Origin of the sequence: Herbaspirillum sp. SJZ106 (assembly GCF_006715495.1) — a bacterium.
Lineage (GTDB): Bacteria > Pseudomonadota > Gammaproteobacteria > Burkholderiales > Burkholderiaceae_D > Herbaspirillum.
Map to the genome: position 1 here is coordinate 136,004 of NZ_VFNI01000001.1, position 12,358 is coordinate 148,361.

At 63.4% G+C, this 12,358-nt stretch carries 11 protein-coding genes; 9 read left to right on the forward strand and 2 right to left on the reverse strand.

The window, feature by feature from the left end:
- The first annotated feature begins 298 nt into the window (after window positions 1-298).
- From FB598_RS00605 to FB598_RS00635, 7 genes are all read left to right on the forward strand, one after another.
- The gene (locus FB598_RS00605; RefSeq protein ID WP_141911570.1) at window positions 299-1,339 is read left to right on the forward strand and encodes an ABC transporter substrate-binding protein; all 1,041 of its coding nucleotides are present in this window, start codon (window positions 299-301) and stop codon (window positions 1,337-1,339) included.
- Window positions 1,340-1,359: 20 nt separating this feature from the next.
- Window positions 1,360-2,175: an ABC transporter permease gene (locus tag FB598_RS00610; protein ID WP_141911572.1), complete on the forward strand. Its 816-nt coding sequence runs from the start codon at window positions 1,360-1,362 to the stop codon at window positions 2,173-2,175.
- Between the two features lie 13 nt (window positions 2,176-2,188).
- Complete coding sequence (locus tag FB598_RS00615; protein ID WP_141911574.1) at window positions 2,189-2,980, forward strand: ABC transporter ATP-binding protein; 792 nt, start codon at window positions 2,189-2,191, stop codon at window positions 2,978-2,980.
- 11 nt (window positions 2,981-2,991) lie between these two features.
- Window positions 2,992-3,720: an aspartate/glutamate racemase family protein gene (locus FB598_RS00620; RefSeq protein ID WP_141911576.1), complete on the forward strand. Its 729-nt coding sequence runs from the start codon at window positions 2,992-2,994 to the stop codon at window positions 3,718-3,720.
- A gap of 39 nt (window positions 3,721-3,759) precedes the next feature.
- A complete protein-coding gene (hydA, locus tag FB598_RS00625) occupies window positions 3,760-5,247 on the forward strand; it encodes a dihydropyrimidinase (RefSeq protein ID WP_255463936.1) in 1,488 nt (495 codons plus the stop codon).
- Between the two features lie 216 nt (window positions 5,248-5,463).
- Window positions 5,464-7,074 (forward strand): methyl-accepting chemotaxis protein, encoded by a 1,611-nt coding sequence (locus tag FB598_RS00630; protein ID WP_141911580.1) that lies wholly within the window; start codon window positions 5,464-5,466, stop codon window positions 7,072-7,074.
- Between the two features lie 340 nt (window positions 7,075-7,414).
- A complete protein-coding gene (locus FB598_RS00635) occupies window positions 7,415-8,371 on the forward strand; it encodes a DMT family transporter (protein WP_141911582.1) in 957 nt (318 codons plus the stop codon).
- A 40-nt stretch (window positions 8,372-8,411) separates the two neighbouring features.
- Here FB598_RS00635 and FB598_RS00640 read toward each other — a convergent pair whose 3' ends face one another.
- Window positions 8,412-9,317 (reverse strand): LysR family transcriptional regulator, encoded by a 906-nt coding sequence (locus FB598_RS00640; RefSeq protein WP_141911585.1) that lies wholly within the window; start codon window positions 9,315-9,317, stop codon window positions 8,412-8,414.
- Window positions 9,318-9,508: 191 nt separating this feature from the next.
- Between FB598_RS00640 and nfsB the strand changes: the two genes are divergently transcribed.
- Complete coding sequence (gene nfsB / locus FB598_RS00645; RefSeq protein WP_141911587.1) at window positions 9,509-10,162, forward strand: oxygen-insensitive NAD(P)H nitroreductase; 654 nt, start codon at window positions 9,509-9,511, stop codon at window positions 10,160-10,162.
- A 21-nt stretch (window positions 10,163-10,183) separates the two neighbouring features.
- Here nfsB and FB598_RS00650 read toward each other — a convergent pair whose 3' ends face one another.
- A complete protein-coding gene (locus tag FB598_RS00650) occupies window positions 10,184-10,963 on the reverse strand; it encodes a metallophosphoesterase family protein (RefSeq protein ID WP_141911590.1) in 780 nt (259 codons plus the stop codon).
- A gap of 311 nt (window positions 10,964-11,274) precedes the next feature.
- Between FB598_RS00650 and FB598_RS00655 the strand changes: the two genes are divergently transcribed.
- The gene (locus FB598_RS00655) at window positions 11,275-11,967 is read left to right on the forward strand and encodes a response regulator transcription factor (protein ID WP_141911592.1); all 693 of its coding nucleotides are present in this window, start codon (window positions 11,275-11,277) and stop codon (window positions 11,965-11,967) included.
- Window positions 11,968-12,358: the final 391 nt, after the last annotated feature.

A 12,358-nucleotide genomic window follows, 5' to 3' on the forward strand; every position in this document is an offset into this window, starting at 1 on the left:
CACAAAATTATAAAAATATTCGTACAGATAAAAATCATTTTGGCGCACTTATATGGGGAGGTTTCTGTCCTTTGCATCGCATTCCGGCTGCAAGTTGGTGCGAATCCTTGGCCTTTCCGCCCCGCAATCTTTGTTCCCGCGAAGCTGTCTTCTCTATGTAGAGCAAGCCTTCCTGGCGATTTTGGAAGACATTCGCCATCATTTTTCCTGGCTGGCACACCTATTGCATAAATCGTGGCAATGAAAAATTAAATTGTCACAATTTATCTGTGGTTTGTTCATTTCAGGGAGAAAAACGATGCAAAAGCAAGTTCGCAAGTCCCCGTTCGGCCTGTCCCTCAAGGGTGTGGCCCTGGCTGCCATGCTGGCCTGTGGCGTGATGGCGGCGGGGGCGGCCTCCGCCCAGTCCAAGCCGAAGATCAAGCTGGCGTATGCCAAGTGCGCGCACTGCATGTCGATGGCCATGGTGCCGGCGCTGGCCCAGAACGTGGAGATCGAAGGCATCAACTTCACCGCCGGCAGCGATGCGCTGACCGCGCTGGTGTCCAAGAGCGTGGACATTGCCCAGGTCACCTACCTTGCGTATGTGAGCGGCCTGGACAAGGGTTTCGATCTGGTGGCGGTGTCGGGCCAGGTCAACGGCGGTTCTGAAATGCTGGTGGGCAAGGACAGCAAGCTGGCTTCGGATGACTGGGCCGGCCTGAAGAAGCTGATTGCGGAATACAAGGCACAGGGCAAGCCCTTCCGCATCGCCGCCTCGCGCGGCAACGCGCAAGACCTGCACATGCGCGGCGAACTGGCCGGCCACGGCATCGATCCGTCCAAGGACGTGCAGTTCGTCAATATCCCCAATCCGTCCGATCACGCGGCGGCGCTCTCGCGCGGCGAGGTCGAACTGATCTGCTCGGTCGAACCGTTCGCCTCCCAGATCCGCATGACCGGCGTGGGCAAGCACTTCGCCTATCCGTACGACCAGGCCGCCGGGCGCCTGACCAACCTGATCGTGACCCGTTCGGACGTGATCAAGGAGCATCCGGCCGAAGTGAAGGAGACGGTGGCCGCCGTGGTCAAGCTGGTGGACGGACTGCAGAAGGACAAGCAGGGCTGGATCAACAGCATCGTCAAGGGCACCGGCCTGGATCCCAAGATCGCTACCGAGGCGCTTAACAACGCCTACCCCGACTACCGCATGTACCGCGCCCAGACCAAGGCCATCGCCGGCATGATGAAGGACCTGAAGTACGTCTCCGGCGATGTCTCGGCACTGGCGGAAAAGAACCTGGACTATAGCTTCCTGATGAGCGTCACGGGCAAGCCGAAGTCCGAGCTCGGTTATTGATGAGGACGGAAGGAATCGCCATGAATGGATTGATGCGTTCCCTGTCGGAGGCGAAGTGGCGCTTCGCGGTTCCGGTGCTGCTGGTGCTGTTCTGGGAGGCATTCTCCCGTTCCGGCGTGATTCCGCCGGCGCTGCTGCCGGCGCCGTCGCGCGTGTTCGCCACCTGGATGGACTGGATCTTCGGCATCAACGACGCCGCCCAGGACAGCAGCGGCAAGTGGATCTACGACGCCATGGCAAGCTGCATGCGGGTGACCGCCGGCTACCTGATCGCCGCCGTGTCAGGCATCGCGCTGGGCGTGGCGATCGGCTGGTGGCGCTGGGTCGAGCGCGCCATCGAACCGACCGTGCAGATGCTGCGGCCGATTCCGCCGGTGTCGTGGATTCCGCTGGCCATCATCTGGTTCGGCATCGCCAACAAGCCGGCGATCTTCCTGGTGTTCCTCGGCGCCTTTTTCCCGATCCTGATGAACACCGTGCACGGCGTGAAGACTTCCGACCGCAACCTGTTGCGCGCGGCCGCCATGGCCGGCGCCAGACAGGGCCAGTTGCTGCGTTTCGTGATCCTGCCGGCGGCCATGCCGAGCATCTTCGCCGGCCTGCGCATCGGCATCGGCAGCGCCTGGATGCTGACGGTCACGGCCGAGATGGTGGCGGTCAAGAGCGGCCTGGGTTACGCGCTGTGGGATTCGTATTACTTCCTGCGCTACGACCTGGTGATCGCGGCGATGATCAGCATCGGCCTGCTGGGATTCCTGGCTGACTGGCTGCTCAAGCAGATCATGAATTCGGTGCTGCGCTGGCAGCATGTCTCCACCGTGCAGGGCAAGGCGTGAAAGGAAAATGAGCATGGCATTCATCGAACTGAACGACATCGTCAAGGTGTTCAAGGATCGCAAGCGTGGTACCGATATGCTGGCGATCGACAACGTCAGCCTCAAGCTGGAGAAGAAGGAATTCCTGTGCCTGCTCGGCCCCTCGGGCTGCGGCAAGTCGACGCTGTTGAACATGATCGCCGGCTTCGAATTCCCGACCGCCGGCGAGGTGAAGGTGGACGGCAAGAACATCGCCGGCCCCGGCGCCGACCGCGGTATGGTGTTCCAGCAGGCCAACCTGATGCCCTGGCTGCCGGTGTGGGACAACGTCGCCTTCTCGCTCAAGCTGCAAGGCAAGAGCGCGGCTGAGCGGCGCGCGGCGGCCCAGCCCTTCATCGAGACCGTGAAGCTCAAGGGTTTCGAGAACCACTATCCCAGCGAACTTTCCGGCGGCATGGCGCAGCGCGTGGGCATCGCCCGCGCCTTGCTGCAGAACCCGTCGGTGATCCTGATGGACGAGCCTTTCGCCGCCCTGGATGCGCAGACCAAGCTGGAGATGCAGGAAGAGCTGGTGGCGCTGTGGCAGCGCTATGAAGGTACCATCGTGTTCGTGACCCATAGCGTGGACGAGGCGCTGATCCTGGCCACCAAGGTGGCGGTGATGACGCACCGGCCGGGCCGCATGCGCGAGCTGATCGACATCGACCTGGCGCGCCCGCGCGACACTACCACGCAGGAATTCAACCAATACAAGCGCCATGTGCTGAGCCTGATCCGCGAGGAATCGGCGCTGGCGCATGCCGATGCCGCCAAGCTGGCGGCGTGAAAGGAATATCAATGACGCAACGCACTTTGCTCGGCATGCTGACGCCGTCCTCCAACACCACGTTGGAGCCGGTGACCACCGCGATGATCGCCGATATCCCCGAGGCCAGCGCCCACTTCGGGCGCTTCCGCGTCACCGAGATCGCCTTGTCCAACCAGGCGCTGGCCCAGTTCGACGACAGCGAGATCCTGCGCGCGGCCGAGCTGCTGTCGCACGCCAAGGTCGGCAGCATCGGCTGGAACGGCACCTCTTCCGGCTGGCTCGGCTTCGAGGCCGACGAACGCCTGTGCCGCCGCATCACCGAGGCCACCGGCATCCCGGCCTGCACCTCGGTGCTGGCCCTGAATGAAATCTTCGACATCACCGGCGTCAAGCGTTTCGGCCTGGTGACGCCCTATCTGGACGACGTGCAGGCCGCCATCATCAGGAACTACGGCAGCGCCGGCTATGAGTGCGTGTCCGAACGCCACCTGCGCAAGCAGGACAATTTCTCCTTCTCCGAAGTGGGCGCCGACGAACTGCGCGCCATGGTGCGCGAAGTGGCGAAAGACAAGCCGCAGGCCATCACCATCTTCTGCACCAACCTGCGCGGCGCGCCGCTGGTGCAAGAGCTGGAGCAGGAAACCGGCATCCCGATCTACGACACCATCGCCACCGTGGTGTGGAAGTCGCTCAGGCAGGCCGGCGCCGACCCGTCGCGTATCCGCGGCTGGGGCAGCCTGTTCCGCGACGTCAGGTAAGCCGATCCCGATTCCCTTTGCACACTCCGCCGCCTTGCTTTGCAGGCGGCGGGCGAGGGCGGATTTCGCCCCGCGTTTGCAGATACCGACCAGGAAACCATCATGGAACATTTTGACGTAGTGATCCGCAACGGCACCGTGGCCACCGCCGCCGACATCATGCAGTGCGATGTCGGCATCAAGGATGGCAAGGTCGCCATGCTGGGCCGCGGCCTGCCGCCCGGGAAGAGGGAGATCGACGCCGCCGGCAAGCTGGTGCTGCCCGGCGGGGTGGATGCGCACTGCCACCTCGACCAGCCGATGGAAGCGGGACTGAAGATGGCCGACGATTTCAGGAGCGGCACCATCTCGGCCGCCTGCGGCGGCACCACCACCGTGATCCCGTTCGCGGCCCAGGCCAAGGGCCAGTCGCTGCGCGCCGCGGTCGAGGACTACCATCGCCGCGCCGCTGGAAAAGCCGTGATCGATTATGCCTTCCACATGATCGTCAGCGATCCCAGCGAGAAAGTGCTGAAGGACGAATTGCCGCAACTGGTGCGGGAAGGCTATACCTCGTTCAAGATCTACATGACCTATGACGACTTGAAGCTCAACGACCGCCAGATCCTGGAACTGCTGGCCCTGGCGCGGCGCGAGGGGGCGATGGTCATGGTGCACGCGGAGAACGCCGACTGCATCGGCTGGCTGACCGAACAGCTGGAGGAGGCCGGGCTGACCGCGCCGAAATACCACGCCGCATCGCGCCCGATGCTGGTCGAGCGCGAAGCCACGCACCGCGCCATCGCCTTGTCGGAACTGGTGGACGTGCCGATCCTGATCGTGCACGTCTCCGGCCAGGAGGCCATCGAGCAGATCCGCTGGGCGCACGGCCACGGCTTGCGCATCTATGCCGAGACCTGTCCGCAATACCTGGTGCTGACGGCCGACCATCTGGACGACGGCTACCACGGCGCCAAGTGCGTATGCAGCCCGCCGCCGCGCGACAAGGCCAATCAGCAATACGTGTGGGACGGCCTGGCCAGCGGCCTGTTTTCGGTATTCTCGTCCGACCATGCGCCGTTCCGTTACGAAGACCCGCAAGGCAAGAAACCGGGCGGCCAGGAAGTGCCGTTCCGCTACATCCCCAACGGCACGCCGGGGCTGGAGACGCGCATGCCGATCCTGTTTTCGGAAGGGGTGGGCAAGGGACGCATCGACCTCAACCGCTTCGTCGCGCTGACCGCCACCGATCCGGCCAAGATGTACGGCCTGTATCCGCGCAAGGGCACCATCGCCATCGGCAGCGACGCCGACATCGCAATCTGGGACCCGCACAAGCAAGTCACCATCCGCAACGAGATGTTGCACCATGATGTCGATTACACGCCGTATGAAGGCATGCAGGTCACCGGCTGGCCCGAGACCACGCTCTCGCGCGGGGAAGTGGTGTGGGATGGCGGTTTGGCTTGCGGCGCTGTTGGCCGGGGGCAATTTCTCCAGTGCGGCTTGCCCGACCCGGCCCGTCCCAAAAAAGTGGTTCCTGCCTGACGGGAAAAAGATTTGTCGTTTTTGTGCTTTGGAGCCCTTTAGCGGCGCACCGTCAGCGCCGTAAAGGAATCAGGGGAAGCTCAAAGATCATGCCGGCTTGGCAAGTCCGGAGTACGCCGGGAACTGCCTTGGGCAGGTTCCGGCGTTTCGTGCTGCTGGCCAGGCGGCCGTCGATGGCGCCCCGGAACCCATTCCAACAACACGCCGACATCGACGATGAACAATCTCTCGCTCAAGAAAAAACTCTGGTTGCCCCTGATCTTCTCCTTGGTTGCCTTGTTGTTCCTCTCGGTCTGGCATGCCTACCAGACCCGCGACCTGCAGATTTCCGAACGCCAGCGGGCGCTGGAAGATGTCGCCGAGATGGCGCACAGCCTGATCGCCGGCTACGCCAGGCTGGAAGCCGAGGGCAAGATGTCGCATGAAGACGCGCAAAAGGGCGCCATCGCCCGCGTCAAGGACCAGCGCTATACCGGTGACGGCTATGTGACTATCGTCGGCGCCGATTCGACGGTCGTGATGCATCCGATCAATACCAAGCTCGATGGCAAGAACCTGATCGACTTCAAGGACGCCAAGGGCAACGAGTTGTACAAGATGATCGCCGCCACCGGCGCATCGTCTTCCGGCAAGGGCTTCCTCGAATACTGGTGGCCGCGCCCGGGGGCCGACAAGCCCAGCCCCAAGATGGGCTTCGTCAAGCGCTTCAAGCCGTGGAACTGGGACCTGATCTGCAGCGTGTATTCGGACGACATCGAAGCCGACTTCCGCAAGGCCTTGATCCAGGCAGTGGCGGTGCTGGTGGTGCTGGGTGTGCTGTTGTCGGTCATTGCCGGCATGGTCTCGCGCAATATCTTCCGCTCCATCGGCGGCGAACCGGCCGAAGCCGCCGATATGGCGCGCAAGATCGCCGCCGGCGACCTGACCGGCGCCATCCGCACCAGCGGCGACAACCGCAGTCTGGTGGCGGCGGTGGCCTATACGCGCGACCGCCTGGTCGATACCGTGCACGGTATCCAGAGCGCCACCGAGTCGATCAAGACATCGGTGGACGAGATTGCCACCGGCAACATGGACCTGTCGAACCGCACCGAGCAGCAGGCCGGCTCGCTGGAAGAGACGGCATCGGCGATGGAGGAACTGACCTCCACCGTCAGGCAGAATGCCGCCAATGCCCAGCACGCCAATCAGCTGGCGGCGAGCGCGTCCAAGGTGGCCATCGAAGGCGGCGACGTGGTCGGCCAGGTTGTGCAGACGATGACCTCCATCAACGACTCGTCGCGCAAGATCGTCGACATCATCAGCGTGATCGACGGCATCGCCTTCCAGACCAACATCCTGGCCCTGAATGCGGCGGTGGAAGCGGCGCGCGCCGGCGAGCAGGGACGCGGCTTCGCCGTGGTGGCGTCGGAGGTACGTTCACTGGCGCAGCGTTCGGCGGCAGCGGCCAAGGAGATCAAGCAACTGATCGACGATTCGGTGGGCAAGGTCGACGCCGGCACGCAACTGGTGCAGCAGGCCGGCCAGACCATGCAGCAGGTGGTCTCCAGCATCCAGGGCGTGTCTACCGTGGTCAACGAGATCGCTACCGCCAGCCATGAGCAGAGCGCCGGCATCGAGCAGGTGGGCCATGCCATCACGCAGATGGACGAGACCACGCAGCAGAACGCCGCGCTGGTGGAGCAGGCTGCTGCCGCAGCGCAGTCGCTGCAGGAACAGGCGCAGAAGCTGGTGGCGCTGGTTGGCGTGTTTACGCTGGAGCGCAGCCAGCGCACTGCGCCCATATCGGCGCAACAGGCGACAGAGCAGGCGCCGTTGCTGCGCTGATCTGCCGGCGGTGTGGTGAAGAACGGCGCTCCCGGTGGGCGCCGTTATCGTTTCCGGCCATCGCTTGTGCATCACGGCAGGGTAGTGCCGGGTCATGCACCAAGAAGTGGAAGATGCTGCTCCAAAAAGGTTTGAAAAAATAATAAATCTATAAAAAATATTTTTGCAGCAGGAAATGCCGAAAAAGCCAGTTTCATTTCTGTAATACGGCAGCACTATTTGCCGCCTCTTGTCTACCATGGAGCCGTTTTGGATGCATTGCAGCATGCGTCGGAACGGCCGGACCCGGGCCGTTTTTCGCGCGCTTGGCATGCTCCTTTTGTCTTCCACGGAGTCCAGCATGTCGATCGAAAACGCGGCCGCCCGCGTCATCCCCCAGTCCGCCCCCAGGCACAAGCCGATGAGCGGATGGTTTCTGGCCTGCGTGGTGGCGGCCATTTGCATCTGGGGCGGCAACTGGCCGGTGATGAAGTTCGGCAGCCATTACATTCCGCCGCTGTGGTTCGCCGCCAGCCGTTTCCTTTCCGCCGCGGCATTGAGTTTTGCGATTGCCTTCGCGCTCGGCAAGCTGCGCCTGCCGACCCGCGCCGAATGGCCGGTCGTGGCTGGCGTGGGCATCCTGCAGATGGGATTGTTTACCGCGCTGGTGACGGGCGCGCTGCATTTCGTCATGCCCGGCCGCGCTTCGCTGATCGCCTATGCCACTTCGATCTGGGTGGTGCCGGGGGCGGCGCTGGTGTTGAAGCAAAAGCTCAATGCGCAGCAGTCGCTGGCCGCCGTGTGCAGCTACGCCGGGATCGCGGTGATCGTGCTGCCCGCGCTGCTGCATGCCGACCTGCACAGCATGATCGGCTACTTGATGCTGGGCGCCGCTTCGTTGTCGTGGGCCGCGAATATCCTGCAGATCAAGCTGACCCCGGGCGTGAAGCTGGATTTCAGCCTGCTGCCCTGGCAGACGCTGGTGGCCGCGTTGCCGCTGTGCGTGCTGGCGCTGCTTTTCGAAGGGGGGCCGGTTTTCCTGCTCGACCATCGTTCCTGGTATGTCATCGCCTACACCGGCCCGCTGGCGACCGCGTTGACTTTCCTGATCGTGCTGCAGATGACCCAGCGCCTGTCGCCGGTGACGGTGTCGGTGTGCATGCTGGGCGTGCCGGTGGTGGGGCTGACGCTGTCGTCGCTGATCTTCGGCGAGACGCTTTCGCCCGACCTGCTGCTGGGCATGGGGTTGCTGTGCCTGGGCCTGCTGCTGCCGGCCTTGCCCGGCTTGGGCGGGCGTCGCGTGGCGTTCAAGGCCTGAGAGCCCGTTGCATGGTGAAACGGATTGCGAGCCTGCGGCGTCAGCGCGCCGCCATGTAGCGCGCAATGCGCTCGACCAGCAGTTCGCGCAGTGCCGTTACCGTCGGCGACACCATCGTGCGGTGCGTGCAGACCAGGTTGAGCGGCGAGCTTTCCCCCTCGTAGTCGTCCAGCACGGTCTCCAGCCGGCCGCTGCGCAGGTCGGCCAGCACATCCAGGTGCGATTTGTAGGCGATGCCGTAACCGTTGGCCGCCCAGCGGTGCACCATTTCCCCATCGTCGCAGACGCGGTCGCCGTTGACCGTCACGTGCGTCAACACCCCCTCCTTGATGAAGCTCCAGCGCGTGTGCAACGTGTCTGAGAGCAGGTAGCGCAGGCAATTGTGCTGGCGCAGGTCGGCCGGCGTGCGCGGGCGGCCGTGGCGCGCGAGGTAGTCGGGCGAGGCGCAGGCCACGCGGCGGTTGCCCGGCGCCAGCGGCAGCGCCACCAGGCTGGAGTCTTCCGGGGCGCTGTAGCGGATCGCCACATCCACCGGCTGGCGGAACATGTCGGCCACGCGATCGCTGATGCGCACTTGCAGCGTCACCGCCGGATGCAGCGACTGGAACTCGTCGAGCCACTGGCACATCAGGTTGCGCCCCATGTCCGACGGCACCGACAGCGACAGGTTGCCGCCCACGATGCGGCGACCGTGCGCCACCGCGTCGCGCCCGGCATTGACTTCGGCCAGCGTGTTGCGCGCGTATTGCAGGTAGCGTTCGCCGTCGGGCGTCAGGCGCAGGCTGCGGGTGGAGCGCGTCAACAGGCGCGCGCCCAGTTCGCTTTCCAGCCGCTTCATGGCGGCGCTGGCCACGGCGGGCGTGATGTCGTGCTGGCGCGCGGCGGCCGAGAGGCTGCCGTTGTCGGCGGCGCTGACGAAGATGAGCAGGTCTTCCAGTCGGATCATGGCGCGGCAAGGAAGGAGGAAATGACTGGCATTTTACTTTCAAAATATTTTTGAAAATGTTTCTGCTGCCATCTCCTTTTTTGATATTGGCGGATCGCCGATGATGGCGGCCGGGGAACGCTGCAACACGCTTGCATCCCGATTCGACCAATATGTCATCCGCCATCCGCCATCATCAAGGAGAACCCCTCATGAGCATCGTCCAATTCGCCAAGAAACGCCATTCCGCCAAGGCTTTCGATCCGGCCCGCAAGATCCCGGCAGGCGTGATCGCCGAGCTGCGCGAACTGCTGCGCTTTGCGCCGTCCTCGGTCAATTCGCAGCCCTGGCACTTCGTGCTGGCGTCCACCGATGCCGGCAAGGCGCGCGTGGCCAAGGCCGCCGAGGCAGGCTTCCCTTACAACGTGTCCAAGATCGTCGATGCCTCGCACGTGCTGGTGCTGTGCACCCGCACCGCGATCACCGAAGCGCACCTGGAAGCGCTGCTGGCGCAGGAAGAGCGCGACGGCCGCTTCATCAACGCCGAGGCCAAGGCCGGCCAGCGCGGCTCGCGCCTGTCGTACAGCGACCTGCACCGTTACGACCTGAAGGATGCGCAGCACTGGATGGACAAGCAGGTCTACCTGGCATTGGGCACGCTGCTGCTGGGCGCGGCCACCTTCGAGATCGATGCGGTGCCGATGGAAGGGTTCAACGCCAAGGTGCTGGACGAGGAGCTGGGATTGCGCGCCAAGGGTTTGACCAGCACCGTGCTGGTGGGCCTGGGCTATAGCGGCGCCGGCGATTTCAATGCCGCGTTGCCGAAGTCGCGGCTGGCCGATGCGGCGGTGTTTACCGATATCTGAAGCCTGAACGCCGGCCCCGCCTCAGACCTCGACGATCAGGTCGGGGTTGTAGCGTTCGTTTTCCGGCGTGCCGTCGCGCCGCAGGTAGCCGCAGGGATTGCAGATGACGCGGCAGTTGCCGATGCGGTAGTCGAATGAGTCGTGGGTATGCCCATGTACCCACAGGTCGGCGCGTTCCACCAGGGCGTCGAGGTTGGATGAGAACGCCGCCGATACCAGGTCCTGCGCGTAACGCGTCGCCACCGAACGCAGCGATGGCGCCATGTGGGTGACCACCACGGTGCGGCCGTCGAACGGCGTTTCCAGTTTTTCCGCCAGCCAGGCGCGGTCGGCGCGGTGCAGCCGCACCGTGTCGTCCGGCGTCATCGGATGCAGGCCGCCGTCTTCCACCTGGATGCGGCGGTAGTCCAGCATCACCGGCTCGGCCGCTGCCATCGCGGCTTGCCGTTTCTCTTCCCCGAACAATGCGTAGTCGGTCCATAGCGTGGCGCCAAGAAAGCGCACGCCGCCGATCACGGTTTCGCTCCGGTTCAGCAGGCGCACGTTGGAAGGCGCCGCTCCCGGCCGCGCCAGGTTGCGCAGCGCCCCTTCCCAACTATCTCCATACGCTTCGTGGTTGCCGCTGACATAGATCACCGGCAGGCCGGCGAATGTGCGCTCGGCCCAGGCCAGCGCGCGCGCCGGCTTGTCGATGTCGCCAGCCAGGATGACGACGTCGGGCCGGCTCGATGCGGGACGGATGGCGGGGGCGTTTTCACGCCAGACTTCAAGATGGAGGTCGGACAGGATCAATAGGCGCATGAAATGGACAGGCCTGTGGCCGGCAGGTGGTGACATGGAATTGACACCTTAGCAGGTAATGGCGGTGAAGGCAGCGCGGGGAGCGTCCGGAGCCTTGCGGATGTCCGCGGCGGCAATGGCGATCCGGTGAAAACGTTTGCAGGTTGCTTGCGAGTTTTTATGAGTTTATTCGAAGATATTTTCTGTATAACGTTGTAAATATGGAAAGTATTGCGGGGCTCGCGGGGTGGGTCCGGAGGCGCGTCCGGCAAGGGCGACGGCAGTGCTTTCGTCAGTCCTGAGAATCTGTTTCGTCCGGAACGCTAGATTAAATGAAAGTATTCATCGTTGGAGGCGAGGCCGACTGGTGCAACAGGCTTGCTGCACATGTCGGAGGGTTAGGCTATGAGACCGGCAGTTGCCCGGCCCTGGCGCGAGCGCTGGATATCCTGGGAAACCGGCAGCCCGATATCCTGATCGCCGATGCCGGCCTGCTGGAACTTGCCTCGATCCGGCAGCATTTCCCATCGATGGGCATCATCGTCCTCACCGCCAGCACCCGTCTGGAAGAACGGGTGCGCGGCATGAGCGAAGGCGCCGATTATTACCTGGTCAAGCCGGTCCGGCTGGAAGAGATATCGGCGACGCTGACGGCCTTGTCGCGCCGGATGAAGACCGCGCCGCACCAGCGCCCGCCGGAATCGGAGCGATGGACCTTCAACCGCAAATCGGGCCGCCTGGCCAATGGCGATGCGGTGTCGCTGCAGTTCACCGAGAAGGAAAGCATCGCCTTGGCGGCGCTGCTGCAAAGTCCCAATTATCCGGTCTCGCACGCACAGCTGTTCGACCTGCTCAGGTCCGGCGCCGAGGAATACGATTCCCATCGCATCGATGCGCTGATCTACCGCGTGCGCCAGAAACTGCGTGCGCACGCGGATGCGCCGATGCAGATCCGCAACATCTATGGCGAAGGTTTCCTGATACTGCACCGGAGCGCGGCGGTGGACATCGTGCTCGACGCCTGAAAGGCATGGCTCGTAAAAAGCGGAGGCCTTGGTTCGCATATGGCATTGGCATCGCCGGTGTGCAAAGGAAGGGAGCAGGCATAGAGGAAGAGCATGCTCATGAAACCGTTCAGGCAGGGCTCGCGTTCACTTTTTGTTGCGATGCGGATGAGGGAGGCTGGATTCTCTCGCCGCGACAGTCATGCGTTGGATGCTGTGGCGCGGTTGGAAAACAGCAAGAAATGCTGCGATGCGAAAGTTTCGCCGCTTTCAGGTATCATGTTCCCAGTTTCGCCGCTAAATCGTAGGTCTTCGCTTTACGTTTTCCGCTGAATCTGTCCTTCGCAGACACGCCGTCTGCGATCCACCCGTTTAATGCTTGAACGATACCGAACCGGTTCTCCGGCCCGGT